Below are 15268 nucleotides of genomic sequence, written 5' to 3'. Positions count from 1 at the left end.
CAGTAATTAGTTTATTATATCGAAAAAATACGCCCAAGTTGTGATATTTGACTGTTAACTCAATCAATTGTGGTTTCATAATCTAAATTTTTGTTACATTCATGATTGTTACATGTTGAAATCTGTCGCGCGTTGTTTTCGTTTTGTAAAATAAAACTCTGATTAACCTTGGTTTAAAAGAGGGATTTACTGTTTGTGATGAGCGTCGATTGAATCGACTTTGGCGATGTAAATGTTTGAATTTGACGATAATGGACGCTTAATCAATGAGGTGGAGATGGAATGTCGATACAGAGATAACTGCACGATTCATTACGTTCACTTAAAAGAAACGAAAAAGTTACACTTTTTGACAAAAAGCACTTGAGTTCTGTTTCTGAAAAACTTATAGATGGGGGAGAGCAATTTTTAATTTATACATGGAGAGTGAGCGATGAGAGTAGGTCTAGTTGGTTGGCGCGGTATGGTTGGTTCTGTACTGATGCAACGTATGGTTGAAGAGAAAGACTTCGACTTGATTGAGCCTGTTTATTACAGCACATCTCAGATTGGTATTCCTGCCCCTGTTTTAGGTGGTAAAGATGCGGGTCTACTTCAAGACGCTTTTGATATTGATAGCCTAAAACAGCTTGATGCTGTGATTACCTGTCAAGGCGGCGATTACACATCAAAAGTATACCCAGCACTGCGTCAAGCAGGTTGGAAAGGTTACTGGATTGATGCAGCATCTACTCTGCGTATGGATGCTGATTCAATCATCACTCTTGATCCTGTTAACTTGGCTCAAATCCAGCAAGGCATTCACAGCGGCACCAACACGTTCGTTGGCGGTAACTGTACTGTGAGCTTAATGCTTATGGCTCTAGGTGGTCTGTACGAGAAAGGCATGGTTGAGTGGATGAGTGCCATGACTTACCAAGCAGCTTCTGGTGCGGGTGCTAAGAACATGCGTGAGCTGATCTCACAAATGGGTGTGATCAACGACAGCGTAAGTTCTGAGTTAGCGAACCCTTCAAGTTCAATTCTTGATATCGATAAGAAAGTGGCTGATACGATTCGTTCATCTTCATTCCCAACAGACCAATTTGGTGCTCCGCTTGCGGGCTCACTGATTCCTTGGATCGATGTGAAGCGTGAAAACGGTCAGAGTAAAGAAGAGTGGAAAGCCGGTGTTGAAGCGAACAAGATTCTTGGTCTAGATGGTCAGCCAATCCCAATTGATGGTACTTGTGTACGAATCGGTGCAATGCGTTGTCACGCTCAAGCACTAACGATCAAGCTTAAGCAAGACGTGCCAATGGACGAGATCGAAGAGATCATCGCAACGCACAATGATTGGGTTAAAGTGATTCCTAATGACCGCGACATCACGGCACAGGAGCTAACACCAGCGAAAGTAACAGGCACAATGTCTGTACCTGTCGGTCGTCTGCGTAAGATGTCGATGGGTAACGACTTCCTAAACGCCTTCACGGTTGGTGACCAACTACTTTGGGGTGCTGCAGAACCACTACGTCGTACTCTGCGCATTATCCTTGCTGAGAAAGCGTAATAGGCAAGATTGCTTAAATTCTATTAGCTGATAAACCGAAAGGGTTGACGACAAACGTCAACCCTTTTTAGTTTATTGCTACCTCGTTATTCGGCCCTCGAAACTGCCCTTAAATCTCTTCGCATCTCGCTACTCGAATCTCGTGTCTGCTTTTATTTCTCGTCGGTGACGACCCGCTTGTCTGGATCCGCTAATTCGCTAGCACAGTGCTTGCAATACATGGCGTCTGAATCATGACCCGCTCGGTTACAATTCGGGCACTTAACCAACTCTTTGTGCGAGTTCATCTCATTACTGAGTTCTGCAGTAATGATCCCGGTTGGCACTGCTAAGATAGAGTAACCCAATAGCATGGTCAGTGATGCTATGGCTTTACCAAGCGCGGTCTGCGGCACCATGTCACCATAACCTACCGTAGTGATAGTCACGATGGCCCAATAGATACTGTGAGGAATACTGGTGAAGCCATTGTCAGGACCTTCAATAACAAAGATCAAGGCGCCAAAGATAACCACCAAGATGCCGACGGTGCTAAAGAAGATCAGTATCTTTCGTCGTGCCATTAATAGTGAGCGCAACAAAATATTGGAATCTTGCAGGTAGCGAACCAGCTTTAGAATTCGGAAGATACGCATCACACGCAGCAGTCTCACCACACCCATAAATGAAGCGCCTGGGAAGATGATTGCTAGGTAGGTCGGAAGAATCGCCAATAGGTCAACGACACCATAAAAACTGGTGGCGTAAGATTTTGGCTTTGGGGAGCAATAGAGCCTTAACAAATACTCAAGAGTGAAGAGTGCAGTGAAGGTGTATTCGATATAACGCAGCTGTTGTGACCATTCGGTCATCACATTAGGGATGGATTCTAAGATCAGAACCAACAGCGAAGCCAAGATTGCAACGATCAGAGTTATATCAAATGCACGTCCGGCTGGCGTGTGAGTACCAAAGATAATGACGTACAAATGATGCTTGAGTGGCTTGCGTGACATAAGGAGAGGTTCGTCTTCTGTTAAATGCATTAACAGTCATTATACAAGCTTCATAATAACGAGGCGAGTGAAAGCCCAATTGCTTTACTCGCCTCATCTATATTTCAATATTGTTGCCCTTTATAGAGCAACCGAAATGTTGTTAAACGTTATGCCAAGCCTGGGAACAGATTACGTAGGCCATTGGCGATGAACTCGATGCCCAATGCGCCAAGAATCAGACCCATGATACGAGTGATCACGTTGATACCCGTTTGACCTAAAAAGCGAACGATAACCGGCGCTGAACGGAACAAAAGCCAAGAGCACGTTGCGAATGCGATGATGCTAATGCCGATGCCGACCGTATCAATCGCGGCTGGATAGCGAGAACCATAAACAATGGTCGAGCTGATTGCACCTGGGCCTGCCATTAGCGGCATAGCAAGTGGAACAACGCCGATCTGCTCTTTGCTGATGTATTCAGACTTCTCTTGTTTGTTCTGCTTATCTTCACCGAGCTTACCGCTCATCATCGAAAATGCGATGCTCAGTAATAGTAAACCACCTGCAACACGGAATGAGTCCAGCGAGATACTAAACATATCAAGCAGCATTTGCCCCGCAACAAGAGAGACAATGAGGATCACGGCAACAGCAATGTTTGCTTGTAAGGCTGTCCTGTTCCTCTCTTCTGGCGGCATATGAGCAGTAAGAGAAACAAAAACAGGCATGATGCCGATTGGGTTTACGGCAGCAACAAGCCCAAGGAAGAATTGCATAAAAATTGCGAGTTCTAAGCCTTGCATGAGAGCGATCTCCAGTTAGCGTACTTAAGGTTGAAGGGTTGATCTGTGAATAGTTTAGGCGCGTAATGTAAGGGACAAACTCGATTTACGCGAATGAAAAAAACTAACTTGAAATGGGTGATTCTTTTTAGAAAAACTAATTGAATCTCACTTTTGTTTTAAGCCTGTTGCAAGCTAGTTGGTAGTGTTTAATTTTGTAATTTATTATTGAGTAACTGTTAACCGACGCACGAAATTAATAAAAATTATGTCAGAATCTAGCCCGTACAACGGTATGGATATACTCTCAGTAGCACGAATATAGCTGTATACATGTAATTTAACGGACTAAAAATGAAACTTTTTTACAGTTTATTACGCTATGTAGAAAAAAGTTGTCTGTTTGCTTGTTTTTTTCGCGAACGAAAAGTGTGAGTTTAATCTATATAAATCATGCTCTTAAGTTCATTTTTGCGATTGCCTTACTACTTTCTGGTTAATTCTTTTTGGGTAACTGATCTGGGTCAATTTTTTTCACACAGTGAAATAATATACTCAGCCCTGAAAGCAATTTACTAAGAACGTTGGTGTTTAAGGTTAACGGCAAGCAGCGAGTTTAATAAAAAGTTTTTAATATTTATTATTTTAGGAGATCCACCATGCCTGTAACTAACTTAGCGGAACTTGATGCTCTAGTAGCTCGCGTTAAAGCAGCACAAGAAGAGTTTGCAACATTCTCTCAAGAGAAAGTAGATGCAATCTTCCGCGCAGCTTCTCTTGCTGCTAACCACGCTCGTATTCCACTTGCTCAACAAGCAGTTGCTGAATCTGGAATGGGTATTGTTGAAGATAAGGTTATCAAAAACCACTTTGCATCTGAATTTATCTACAACAAATACAAAGACGAAAAAACATGTGGCATCTTAGAAGAAGATGACAACCTAGGCACAATGACTATCGCTGAGCCTGTAGGTATCATCTGTGGTATCGTTCCAACAACGAACCCAACTTCTACAGCAATCTTCAAATCTCTAATTTCTCTTAAGACACGTAACGGCATCATCTTCTCGCCACACCCACGTGCAAAGAACTCAACTAACGACGCAGCGAAACTAGTTCTAGACGCAGCTGTTGCAGCGGGTGCTCCACGAGACATCATCGGTTGGATCGACCAACCATCTGTAGAGCTTTCTAACGCGCTGATGAAGCACGACGGTATCGCACTTATCCTTGCTACTGGTGGTCCAGGCATGGTTAAAGCAGCATACTCTTCTGGTAAGCCTGCTATCGGTGTTGGTGCTGGTAACGTTCCTGTCGTTATCGATGAAACAGCTGACATCAAACGTGCTGTAGCATCTATCCTTATGTCTAAGACTTTCGATAACGGCGTAGTATGTGCTTCTGAGCAAGCTGCAATCGTAGTTAGCGAAGTATATGACGAAGTTAAAGAGCGTTTCGCTTCTCACAAAGCTCACGTTCTATCTAAAGCTGACGCTGATAAAGTACGTAAAGTTCTGCTTATCGACGGCAACCTAAACGCTAAAATCGTAGGTCAACCTGCTCCAGCAATCGCTGAAATGGCTGGTGTTAAAGTTCCTGCTGATACAAAAGTACTTGTAGGTGAAGGTCTTGGTAAAGTTTCTTACGATGACGAATTCGCTCACGAGAAACTATCTCCAACTCTAGGTCTATTCCGCGCAGATGACTTCGAAGACGCAGTTGCTCAAGCGGTAACTATGGTTGAAATCGGTGGTATCGGTCACACATCTGGTCTTTACACTAACCAAGATACTAACGCAGACCGCATCCGTTACTTCGGTGACAAGATGAAGACTGCTCGTATCCTAATCAACATCCCGACTACTCACGGTGGTATCGGTGACCTGTACAACTTCAACGTTGCACCTTCTCTAACTCTAGGTTGTGGTTCATGGGGTGGTAACTCTATCTCTGAGAACGTAGGTCCTAAGCACCTTATCAACAAGAAAACTGTAGCGAAGCGAGCTGAAAACATGTTGTGGCACAAACTACCTAAGTCTATCTACTTCCGTCGTGGTAGCCTTCCAATCGCAATGAGCGACCTAGAAGGTAAGAAACGCGCATTCCTAGTAACTGACCGTTTCCTATTCAACAACGGTTACGCAGATGACGTAGTTAGCTTGCTTAAAGCACAAGGCATCGAAGTTCAAACTTTCTTCGACGTAGAAGCGGATCCAACGCTATCTGTTGTTGAGAAAGGCGCTGAAGCAATGAAGAGCTTCCAACCTGACGTAATCCTTGCTCTAGGTGGCGGTTCTCCAATGGATGCTGCTAAGATCATGTGGGTTATGTACGAGCACCCAGAAACTCACTTCGAAGAACTAGCAATGCGCTTTATGGACATCCGTAAACGTATCTACAAGTTCCCTAAAATGGGTCAAAAAGCTGAGCTTGTATGTATCACTACAACTTCAGGTACAGGTTCAGAGGTTACTCCATTCGCTGTTGTTACTGACGACAAGACTGGTGCTAAATACCCACTAGCTGATTACGAAATCACGCCAAACATGGCTATCGTTGATGCGAACCTAGTAATGAACATGCCTAAGTCTCTAACAGCGTTCGGTGGTTACGATGCAGTAACTCACGCTCTTGAAGCTTACGTATCTGTTCTAGCGAACGAGTACTCAGACGGTCAAGCTCTTCAAGCTCTTAAGATGCTTAAAGAATACCTACCATCAAGCTACAAAAATGGTGCGGCTGACCCAATAGCTCGTGAGAAAGTACACAACGCAGCAACTATCGCTGGTGTAGCATTTGCGAACGCATTCCTAGGTGTGTGTCACTCAATGGCTCACAAAATTGGTGCTGAGTTCCACCTACCACACGGTCTTGCTAACGCACTACTTATCTCAAACGTTGTACGTTACAACGCGAACGATAACCCAACTAAGCAGACTGCATTCTCTCAGTACGACCGTCCACAAGCACGTCGTCGTTACGCTGAAGTTGCTGACCACCTAGGCCTAAGCCAAGCTGGTGACCGTACAGCTCAGAAGATTGAACGTCTACTGACTTGGTTAGAAGAGCTTAAAGTTGACCTAGACATCCCACTATCTATCCAAGCTGCGGGTGTTAACGAGTCTGACTTCATCGCTAAACTAGACGAGCTAGCTGTTGAAGCGTTCGATGACCAGTGTACAGGTGCTAACCCACGTTACCCTCTAATCACTGAGCTAAAAGAAGTTCTAACAACTTCTTACTTCGGCCAACCATACGTTGAAGGCGAAACTTTCGAAGGTACTACAGTTATCCTTAAGAAAGCAGACCAAAAGCCAGCTGAAGCGAAAGCGCCAAAAGCTAAAAAAGAAAAAGCTAACGCATAATAAGTAAGCATTAGTTTTGAGATAAGTTTTCGCTAGCACGATACTTATCTATCGGGAAAAGATGAAAGCCCCAGTCGAGAGACTGGGGCTTTTTTTATGTTTGGTTCGTTTGTAAAACGGATTGAGAGGCAATAGCTCTGCTACTTAATATGAGCTGAGCCAGTCATGTTCAATTGGAATAGGGAGTTAAACCTCTGCCGCGACAACTCGCCCACTGAAGTAGTCATTCGAGACAATGTATTCGGTTGTTCTGGTCAGCTCGTCTTGCAGCTGCGCCCAGTGACATCGGTTGAGCTTGCCATCGGAGTTATGAACGGCGGGAACAACGCCACCGACTCGAATGCCAAAGGGAGTCAGCTCTTTCGCCCAACTATGGGTAAAGCCAGTGATCATTGAGTTTGCGCTCTCTAAGCCAGACACATCGTGAAAGTCATCATGAGATATCACATTCACAATCACGCCTTCCTTATCTTCCTCTCGCAATCTCTCAGCACTGATTTGCCCAAATGCGAACAGGGTCGATGCCATCGATGAGAGATCATTAATAAAGCTGCTCACAGGCTGATCGCCAATTAGGCTAGGCATTGGGGAGCTTATCCAGTTATTGACCAGCACATCGGGTGTCGTGTTGAAGGTGGTTTGAATAAAATCATATACGCTGAGAATCGCTTGGCTGTCATTGCCTTTGAGCGTGTAGTGGTAAACAGAGTCAGAAAACCGGGCACACTGTAGATACGTCGCTTTAAGTGCTTCCGTGTCTTTATCACAAAGGATGACGGTGGCTCCAAGGTTAACAAAGTGGTTCGCAATCGCCCCCCCCAGTAGCGAGCCGGCAGATGTCACCAATATGATTGAGCTTTTTATTTCCATCCCAGTACCTAAACAAATCGTCCATGTCGGATAAGGATGGGTTAAAATTTATACAACGGGTGTGAATTGGTTCAAACTAAGGTGTGCCAATTAATAAGTTTTTATGAACTTAGTGGCAAGTCACATTTTGTAGTAACTTCAAGCGGTAACCGACATCAGGTGTTTTTAGGTTGCCTAAGGCTAGTGGTTCATATCATTCGTGTGAATACTTTGAAGTGTGCGAGTTAGTCGAAGAAGAGCTATGGATAGACAGCGAAAAAGGGAAAGGTAGGTGATCGCTATACTTGAGCTTGAATTTGATACCGACGTTGCGCGGTGGTTAGCTCATTGTAGAGCGTGGCATGTGGCAAATCAGGTAAATGCTTGTTTGCGAGTTTGCGTCGGTCATGACCAGAAAGGTTTTGGTAAACCTCTTCGGGTAAGTCGGCTGTATCTTCAGGCATGAAGGCAAGCGCTTCAGGTTTCAAGTAATGGCTGAGTTTGGCGCTGGCAAGGCTAGCTTGATGAAAATGATTCGATAGCTGAGCTGAAATCTCATATGAAGACTGGTTTGAACGCAGTTGTTGAGGTTCTGCTACGCCAAATTGTTTGCGCAGGCGATCTTCATTTGTCTCTGTGATTTCAATGGTGTCAATTGGCGTGCAATCACGGACATCATTAGAAAACATAGATAACAGCAACGCGAAATCTGCACGGCGACCTTGCTCAACCGCTTGGCTGATCCCGATGCCGAACTTCAGTTCGTTGATGATTCCTGCTTTGTCTAAAGTATGTATTTGCATGTCGCCTCTCATTGGATACACCTTTAACGGCATGGAGTCGGCAAACTTTAGTGTTTAATTACAGGCAAATAGAGAATTTATGTAGGGTTGGGAAGAAGGCTATCAATAGTTCGAGAAGTAAGCGCTATTGGCGGGTTTATTACGAAATGTTTAGATTTTGTGGAACACGACAGATACAAAAAAGCTCACGCCGAGGCATGAGCTTTCAATAGATAACTCGCTATAAATAGCGCAGCGTAAGCAATAATTACTTAGCTAGGTTCTCTTCTACGAAAGACCAGTTTACTAGGTTCCAGAATGCAGCCATGTAGTCAGGGCGAACATTGCGGAAATCGATGTAGTAAGCGTGTTCCCATAGGTCAACAGTTAGAAGTGGAGTAACACCTTCTTCTGTTAGAGGAGTAGCAGCGTTAGAAGTGTTAACGATGTCTAGAGAACCGTCAGCTTTCTTAACTAACCAAGTCCAAGAAGAACCGAAGTTGTTGATTGCTGAATCAGTGAATTTCGCTTTGAATTCTTCGAAAGAACCGAATGCAGCGTTGATAGCTTCTGCAACAGCGCCAGTTGGTTCGCCGCCCGCTTTAGGAGCAAGACAGTGCCAGTAGAACGTGTGGTTCCAGATTTGAGCAGCGTTATTGAAAACACCACCAGTAGAAGTCTTAACGATCTCTTCTAGTGTTTTGCCTTCAAACTCAGTACCTGGGATAAGGCCGTTTAGCTTAACAACGTAAGTGTTGTGGTGCTTACCGTGGTGGAAATCTAGCGTTTCTGCTGAGATGTGTGGTTCTAGCGCGTCTTTCGCGTAAGGAAGAGCCGGTAGTTCAAATGCCATTGCTCAATTCTCCATTGATATGAAAGAGTTAACTCTTTCGATTGCTTCCAGTGATATTATTATTCATGGCTCGCTATACTGCCAACCATGGTCAATTTGCTGACTTGCGATATAGTTTAGCAAGTTTTTACTTTATTAAAAGCTTATTTCATTACTTTTGTGTGAATTGTTAGCTTAGCTTGTTAACCGCTTTTTTTATATGGTTTTTATTCTTTTAGTTTGGGGTAGAATAAAGGCAATAAAAGCCGTAATCCATTAACGAGGAAGCAATGGAAACTATCGATAAAATCAAACAGCAAATTGAAGAAAACACTATTCTACTGTACATGAAAGGTTCTCCTAAGCTACCTAGCTGTGGTTTCTCTTCTCAAGCGTCTCAAGCTCTAATGGCATGTGGCGAAAAATTTGCTTACGTAGATATCCTACAAAACCCTGATATCCGTGCAGAGCTTCCTGCTTACGCACAGTGGCCAACTTTCCCACAACTTTGGGTTGAAGGTGAGCTAATCGGTGGTTGTGACATCATTCTTGAGATGTTCCAAAAAGGCGAACTTCAGCCAATCATCAAAGAAGCAGCGGCTAAAGTTGCTGGCGATGACGCTGAATAAGTTCTAGCCTTTGCGCTGAATAGTTAAAATGAGGGGCCTTAATCAGGCTCCTTTTTTGTTTGAATTGATCGAATCATTGACTCGATAAGGAATGAACAATGAACGTAAAACTTCATTATGTGCATGATCCAATGTGCAGCTGGTGTTGGGGTTACAAGCCAACACTTGAGTTATTGAAACAACAATTGCCTGCGAGCATTGAGTTTAACTATGTAGTGGGTGGTTTGGCCCCGGATTCTGATGAGCCAATGTCAGAAGAGATGAAAGGCAAGCTGCAAGCGATTTGGAAGCAGATCGAAGCTAAGTTGGGTACTGAGTTTAACCATGATTTTTGGACAAAGTGCCAACCTGTTCGCAGTACTTACCCTGCGTGCCGTGCCGTGATTGCTGCAGGTTTTCAAGACCACTACGAAGCGATGCTTGAAGCGATTCAACATGCTTACTACCTTCGTGCGATCTTGCCACATAGCCAAGACACACATTTGCAGTTGGCTGAAGAGCTAGGTATGAATGTTCAACAGTTTGAAAATGACCTTTCTAGCAAGTTATTGGAAAGTGAGTTAGATGACCAGCTAGGCTTTAAAGAAGCAATGGGTGTATTTTCTTACCCGACCTTAATGCTTGAAGTGAACGGCATCTTTAGTGAAGTTGAATTGGATTATCATTCAACGGAAGCGACGCTTAAGTCTATTCGCGAAATTTTAGTGAGTAATGCTCCCGCTGCGTAATTCAGCGAGAGTCATCTGTATTCGCAATGATTTCTAAGGCTTACTCATCAGAGTAAGCCTTTTTTGTTTGGTGTCGCTAGTTCAATGAGAGTGAGCGGAAGGAAGAGTAGAATGAATCTCAGAGACAAAAAAGACCGCACGAGGCGGTCTTTATAAAAGTGAGCGTAGGACTGTTTAACTACAGAACCTAATTACAGAACCATGGCTGCAATCCAACCGAATACGATCAGTGGGATGTTGTAGTGCAGGAACGTCGGTACTACGGTTTCCCATACGTGCTCGTGTTGACCATCAGCATTTAGACCAGACGTTGGACCTAATGTTGAGTCAGAAGCCGGAGAGCCCGCATCACCAAGTGCAGCAGCTGTACCTACTAGAGCGATTGTTGCCATTGGCGAGAAGCCAAATGCTGCTGCTAGTGGAACGTAGATAGTTGCAAGGATTGGAATCGTAGAGAACGAAGAACCAATGCCCATAGTAACCAATAGACCAACAATTAGCATAAGTAGTGCTGCTAGAGGCTTGTTGTCGCCGATGCTTGTTGAAAGTGCTTCAACCAGAGATTCAACGCCACCTGTTTGCTTCATAACTGCCGCGAAACCTGCTGCTGCAATCATGATGAAACCGATCATTGCCATCATGTGAACGCCCTTGGTGAAGACATCTTGTGTCTCTTTCCAAGCAATAACGCCACCGAAGGTAAATACCATGAAACCCGCTAGAGCACCGATGATCATAGAGCCAGTCGATAGTTGAACTGTTAGCGCTGCTACGATACCAGCTGCTGCTACTAGGATGTGCTTCTTGTTGATCTCTTTCACTTCTGTTGAAACAACAGTGTGAGAGGTTTCTTTGTATTGGCGAGGCTTACGGTAAGTAAAGAATACTGCAGTAAGGAGACCGAAGATCATGCCTGCTGCTGGTAACAACATTGCCATAGGTACTTGGCTTGCTACAACGTTTTCAAGACCATTGTCGTGAAGGTTTTTAAGCAGGATGTTGTTTAGGAAGATGCCACCAAAACCAATCGGTAACACCATGTAAGGTGTAATCAGACCAAAAGTCAGCACACACGCAACTAGACGACGGTCTAGGTTCATTTTTGCGAATACGCCTAGTAGAGGTGGGATTAAGATTGGGATGAAGGCGATATGTACCGGAATCACGTTTTGCGAAGACATGGTCACTAAGATCAACGACGCAAGCATGCCGTATTTAAGACCAGTCGATGCTGCACTGTTCTCTTTGCCGTGAATGCGTTTGATAACACTTTGAGCAAGGAGATCTGTGATACCAGAACGTGAGATAGCAACAGCGAATGTACCAAGCATAGCGTAGCTAAGTGCAATCGTTGCACCGCCGCCTAACCCACTTTCGAAAGCCGCGACTGCGTCGTTCAAGCTCATACCAGAGGCTACGCCACCGATAATTGCACTGAACGTCAGAGCAACGACTACGTTTACGCGCATCAAAGCTAAAACAAGCATGATGCAAACTGAAATTACAACAGGATTCATATTATTCTCGGGATGTTGTGTTTTTTATGAAGGCAATACGAAAAACGTTTACCGACTCTATTTTTTATTCTTCGTCAACAAGAGGCCAACCACCAAGGGCTTTCCATTTGTTTACAATGCCGCAAAATAACTCTGTGGTTTTTTGCGTATCATACAAAGCAGAGTGTGCTTCTTTGTTGTCAAATTCCATCCCTGCAGTGCGGCAAGCTTTAGCCAAAACGGTTTGACCGTAGGCAAGACCACTAAGAGCTGCAGTGTCAAAAGTAGCAAATGGATGGAAAGGGACGCGTTTAAGCTTACAGCGCTCACTTGCCGCATTAACGAAGTTCAAATCGAATGTAGCGTTGTGAGCAACCATGATTGCACGACTGCAATCTGAAGCTTTTTGTTCTTTTCTCACTAGCTTGTAGATTTCTTTAAGGGCTTCTTGTTCCGACACAGCACCACGTAATGGGCTAAATGGGTCTTTAATTCCGTTAAAGTCTAATGCTGCCTGCTCTATATTTGCGCCTTCAAAAGGCTCAATGTGAAAATGAAGCGTTGATGCAGGGTGCAGATCTCCGTTCTCATCCATTTTTAATGTAATGGCACAGATTTCTAATAATGCATCGGTTTCAGCGTTAAACCCTGCGGTTTCCACGTCGATGACCACTGGAAAATAGCCGCGAAAGCGTTTTTTTAGGGTCAGAGCTTCGTTTTCTACAGTCATGTTAGCCCAAATAAGTGTGATTAAGGCTGCATTATTGCAGATAATAGCAGTGATAAAAACTAGGGAAGGGCAATAAATCTTAAATTACCTAACCCATTGCGGCTTGATAATTGCATATTTAAACGTGAGAGAAAAATGCGGCAATTGGCTGCATTGTTAAACGAATTGCTTAAGAGATACTCCACTTTATGAAGAAACAACTCATAACAGGTTCAATGCTATTTTCGCTACTTGTGTCGTCATCGGTCATGGCACAAGAAAAGCGTTACGGAGCATCTCCTCAACAGTCGACATGGGAGATGGTAGCCAACACGCCACTTGAATGTCGCTTGGTCCACCCAATTCCAAACTTTGGTGATGCTGAGTTCTCATCTCGCGCGAGTAAAAAAATCATTTTGGACTTTGAGCTTAAAATGCGCCGTCCAATGGGTGCGACGCGCAATGTAAGCTTGATCTCTATGCCGCCACCTTGGCGTCCGGGTGAAAGTGCTGATCGTATGACAACCATTAAGTTCTTCCAGCAATTTGACGGCTATGTCGGCGGTCAAACAGCTTGGGGCATCTTGAGTGAGTTGGAGAAAGGGCGTTATCCGACATTCAGCTACCAAGAGTGGCAGAGCCGAGATCAACGTATCGAAGTGTCGTTGTCGTCGGTGTTGTTCCAAGAAAAATACAATGTGTTCAGTGACTGTGTTGCTAACCTGCTGCCTTACAGCTTTGAAGATATCTCTTTCACTATTTTGCATTACGACCGCAACAGCGATCAGCTGAATAAATCGTCGCGTAAAAGGCTGAGCCAGATTGCTGATTACGTTCGCTATAATCAAGACATCGACCTTGTGCTGGTGGCAACGTACACCGACTCTGTCGACAGCAAAGGGATTAGCCAAAACCTTTCAGAGCGCAGAGCGGAATCGTTAAGAGAGTACTTCAAATCTCTAGGCTTGCCAGAAGATCGTATTCAAGTACAAGGCTATGGTAAGCGTCGTCCGATTGCAGACAATAACTCGCCAATTGGTAAAGACAAGAACCGACGTGTTGTGATCTCTTTAGGTCGTACACAGGTTTAAGCTAAACAATAGCTTGTTTTGAAATGACAAAGCCCGTCTTGATGACGGGCTTTTTTATGTTTTAGATTTGGAGTCGTTGTTTGGACGTAACTTGTTTAGTTCAAGCGGAAGCGGGCGATCATTTCACAGTTGGTCGCGGTATCGATCTTCTCCACCATAGAGGCAATTTTAGGGTTTGGGTGGCGTTTCATGAAATCGATCAGCGCTTTCTTACAGCAACCAATAGAATCGATAAAGCTTGAACATTGAGTATTAGGGCACTGAGGGATCAGTGTGAGTACCTTTTCGGAAGCCAGTTGAAGATACTTGAGCTCGTATTCAGTGTCGCCAGCCCAACGCCAGAATTGAGCAAGATTGTGGCAAGAAATCACCGAGATCAGTAAGCGTTCATCGGCTTGAATATCGGTGCGTTCTGTAATTTCTTCACTTAAGTTCAAAGCCTGCTGATAATGAAGAATACTTCGTACAGGATCGTCGAGCTGCAATGCAGTATCGGCAAGTAACGTGTGTTTTTCCCATTCGCTAATCATTGTATTACCTCACTAATCAATAGGTGGTTAATTTAAATGATAATCATTATCATGTAAAGTTTCATCAATGAGATTGTTAAGAATAATTGGTAAAGAATATCGATTATGGTGAGAGTGATAAAAAAGAAGCGAGCATAGTGCTCGCTTCGTTTTTCATTTCTTCAGGCGTTCAAACCCAACTTCTCAAAGAGGTTAAGGAATTAACCTTCTAGACCTGCGCTTGCTTGTTTGTTCTGAATCAGCTCAATCATGTAGCCATCAGGATCTTTCACGAACGCAATGTGTGTAGAGCCGCCTTTAACCGGACCCGCTTCTCGCGTTACGTTGCCGCCAGCTGCTTTAATCGCATCACACGTTGTGTAGATGTCATCAACACCGATAGCAACGTGACCAAAAGCAGAGCCAAGATCGTATTCCGTGGTGCCCCAGTTGTAAGTCAGCTCAATCACTGCGCCTTGAGATTCGTCGCCAAAGCCAACGAAAGCCAGTGTGTATTCGTACTCTTTGTTTTCGTTCTTACGTAATAGCTGCATGCCCATTACATTGGTGTAGAACTCGATAGACTTGTCTAGATCACCCACGCGTAGCATGGTGTGTAAAATACGACCGTTTGACATGATTTGCTCCTAGCTTGTTATTGGTTGTTTCTTTTATAGCACTATATATGAGCAAGCTCATAAGCAACACCAAAGAGATGATGAGTTTGGTCATATTTTCTTATTCTCATCATCTATCTTACTCTCCCCCTCTGCCTTTTTTCTTATTTGTATTACAAGAAATTAAAGATCGACGGCCTTATTAATTTGTCAGTCACTAGCGCTTAATTCGCAGTTTTGCATAAATAGTAAGTTTGAGTGTTGGTCTTTTTTGTAATGGCCAAGAATGGCCTTGGTTGTTGAATTGTGACTTATATCTCCATCTTGTTGCTGATTTCCTTTCGTTT

General features: G+C 43.9%; 14 protein-coding genes. 5 read left to right on the top strand and 9 right to left on the bottom strand.

Features of this window, described 5'->3' with window-relative positions:
* The first annotated feature begins 433 nt into the window (after positions 1–433).
* Complete coding sequence (gene asd, locus BCU07_RS08595; RefSeq protein ID WP_017629874.1) at positions 434–1552, top strand: aspartate-semialdehyde dehydrogenase; 1119 nt, start codon at positions 434–436, stop codon at positions 1550–1552.
* Between the two features lie 152 nt (positions 1553–1704).
* Here asd and BCU07_RS08590 read toward each other — a convergent pair whose 3' ends face one another.
* The gene (locus BCU07_RS08590; RefSeq protein WP_029235134.1) at positions 1705–2547 is read right to left on the bottom strand and encodes an ion transporter; all 843 of its coding nucleotides are present in this window, start codon (positions 2545–2547) and stop codon (positions 1705–1707) included.
* 149 nt (positions 2548–2696) lie between these two features.
* Positions 2697–3335 carry a YchE family NAAT transporter gene (locus BCU07_RS08585; protein WP_004734056.1) on the bottom strand — a complete coding sequence of 213 codons (639 nt, stop codon included), beginning with the start codon at positions 3333–3335 and terminating at the stop codon, positions 2697–2699.
* A gap of 638 nt (positions 3336–3973) precedes the next feature.
* On the opposite strand from BCU07_RS08585, the gene adhE reads away from it, so the two are divergent.
* A complete protein-coding gene (gene adhE, locus BCU07_RS08580; RefSeq protein ID WP_017061183.1) occupies positions 3974–6679 on the top strand; it encodes a bifunctional acetaldehyde-CoA/alcohol dehydrogenase in 2706 nt (901 codons plus the stop codon).
* Positions 6680–6865: 186 nt separating this feature from the next.
* Here adhE and BCU07_RS08575 read toward each other — a convergent pair whose 3' ends face one another.
* The 3 genes from BCU07_RS08575 to sodB all read right to left on the bottom strand — a co-directional run bounded on the left by BCU07_RS08575 (position 6866) and on the right by sodB (position 9163).
* A complete protein-coding gene (locus tag BCU07_RS08575; protein WP_017063454.1) occupies positions 6866–7549 on the bottom strand; it encodes an SDR family oxidoreductase in 684 nt (227 codons plus the stop codon).
* A gap of 278 nt (positions 7550–7827) precedes the next feature.
* The gene (locus BCU07_RS08570) at positions 7828–8331 is read right to left on the bottom strand and encodes a VC2046/SO_2500 family protein (RefSeq protein ID WP_277871496.1); all 504 of its coding nucleotides are present in this window, start codon (positions 8329–8331) and stop codon (positions 7828–7830) included.
* Between the two features lie 247 nt (positions 8332–8578).
* Positions 8579–9163, bottom strand: a complete 585-nt coding sequence (gene sodB / locus BCU07_RS08565; RefSeq protein WP_004734050.1) for a superoxide dismutase [Fe] — start codon at positions 9161–9163, stop codon at positions 8579–8581.
* A 269-nt stretch (positions 9164–9432) separates the two neighbouring features.
* On the opposite strand from sodB, the gene BCU07_RS08560 reads away from it, so the two are divergent.
* Both BCU07_RS08560 and BCU07_RS08555 read left to right on the top strand, forming a co-directional pair.
* Positions 9433–9771 (top strand): Grx4 family monothiol glutaredoxin, encoded by a 339-nt coding sequence (locus BCU07_RS08560; protein WP_004741702.1) that lies wholly within the window; start codon positions 9433–9435, stop codon positions 9769–9771.
* Between the two features lie 98 nt (positions 9772–9869).
* On the top strand, positions 9870–10499 hold the full coding sequence (locus BCU07_RS08555) for a DsbA family protein (RefSeq protein ID WP_102427881.1): 630 nt from the start codon (positions 9870–9872) through the stop codon (positions 10497–10499).
* Positions 10500–10690: 191 nt separating this feature from the next.
* Here BCU07_RS08555 and BCU07_RS08550 read toward each other — a convergent pair whose 3' ends face one another.
* Entirely contained in the window at positions 10691–12016 is a 1326-nt protein-coding gene (locus tag BCU07_RS08550) for a Na+/H+ antiporter family protein (RefSeq protein WP_029235135.1), read from the bottom strand.
* 64 nt (positions 12017–12080) lie between these two features.
* A complete protein-coding gene (rnt, locus tag BCU07_RS08545) occupies positions 12081–12725 on the bottom strand; it encodes a ribonuclease T (protein ID WP_017061178.1) in 645 nt (214 codons plus the stop codon).
* A 188-nt stretch (positions 12726–12913) separates the two neighbouring features.
* Here rnt and motY point away from each other — a divergent pair, with 188 nt between their 5' ends.
* Positions 12914–13795 carry a flagellar protein MotY gene (motY, locus tag BCU07_RS08540; RefSeq protein ID WP_017063457.1) on the top strand — a complete coding sequence of 294 codons (882 nt, stop codon included), beginning with the start codon at positions 12914–12916 and terminating at the stop codon, positions 13793–13795.
* A gap of 95 nt (positions 13796–13890) precedes the next feature.
* Here the strand turns inward: motY and BCU07_RS08535 are convergent, their stop codons facing one another.
* Positions 13891–14325 (bottom strand): DUF2753 domain-containing protein, encoded by a 435-nt coding sequence (locus BCU07_RS08535; protein ID WP_004734047.1) that lies wholly within the window; start codon positions 14323–14325, stop codon positions 13891–13893.
* Positions 14326–14525: 200 nt separating this feature from the next.
* Complete coding sequence (gene gloA, locus BCU07_RS08530; RefSeq protein WP_004734046.1) at positions 14526–14942, bottom strand: lactoylglutathione lyase; 417 nt, start codon at positions 14940–14942, stop codon at positions 14526–14528.
* Between the last annotated feature and the right edge of the window lie 326 nt (positions 14943–15268).

The sequence above is a fragment of the Vibrio sp. 10N.261.54.E10 genome (genome assembly GCF_002877735.2).
Taxonomy (GTDB): Bacteria; Pseudomonadota; Gammaproteobacteria; order Enterobacterales; family Vibrionaceae; genus Vibrio; species Vibrio crassostreae_C.
Note: the sequence above shows the minus strand (reverse complement) of the source record. Positions and strands in the feature narration are given on the sequence as shown.

Bases quoted from the DNA above. Each gene is read 5' to 3' on its own strand.
- motY (WP_017063457.1), top strand. From the start codon at position 12,914: ATGAAGAAACAACTCATAACAGGTTCAATGCTATTTTCGCTACTTGTG.
- BCU07_RS08575 (WP_017063454.1), bottom strand. From the start codon at position 7,549: ATGGAAATAAAAAGCTCAATCATATTGGTGACATCTGCCGGCTCGCTA.
- BCU07_RS08590 (WP_029235134.1), bottom strand. From the start codon at position 2,547: ATGTCACGCAAGCCACTCAAGCATCATTTGTACGTCATTATCTTTGGT.
- BCU07_RS08550 (WP_029235135.1), bottom strand. From the start codon at position 12,016: ATGAATCCTGTTGTAATTTCAGTTTGCATCATGCTTGTTTTAGCTTTG.
- adhE (WP_017061183.1), top strand. From the start codon at position 3,974: ATGCCTGTAACTAACTTAGCGGAACTTGATGCTCTAGTAGCTCGCGTT.
- BCU07_RS08560 (WP_004741702.1), top strand. From the start codon at position 9,433: ATGGAAACTATCGATAAAATCAAACAGCAAATTGAAGAAAACACTATT.
- BCU07_RS08535 (WP_004734047.1), bottom strand. From the start codon at position 14,325: ATGATTAGCGAATGGGAAAAACACACGTTACTTGCCGATACTGCATTG.
- BCU07_RS08555 (WP_102427881.1), top strand. From the start codon at position 9,870: ATGAACGTAAAACTTCATTATGTGCATGATCCAATGTGCAGCTGGTGT.
- BCU07_RS08585 (WP_004734056.1), bottom strand. From the start codon at position 3,335: ATGCAAGGCTTAGAACTCGCAATTTTTATGCAATTCTTCCTTGGGCTT.
- rnt (WP_017061178.1), bottom strand. From the start codon at position 12,725: ATGACTGTAGAAAACGAAGCTCTGACCCTAAAAAAACGCTTTCGCGGC.
- gloA (WP_004734046.1), bottom strand. From the start codon at position 14,942: ATGTCAAACGGTCGTATTTTACACACCATGCTACGCGTGGGTGATCTA.
- asd (WP_017629874.1), top strand. From the start codon at position 434: ATGAGAGTAGGTCTAGTTGGTTGGCGCGGTATGGTTGGTTCTGTACTG.
- BCU07_RS08570 (WP_277871496.1), bottom strand. From the start codon at position 8,331: ATGCAAATACATACTTTAGACAAAGCAGGAATCATCAACGAACTGAAG.
- sodB (WP_004734050.1), bottom strand. From the start codon at position 9,163: ATGGCATTTGAACTACCGGCTCTTCCTTACGCGAAAGACGCGCTAGAA.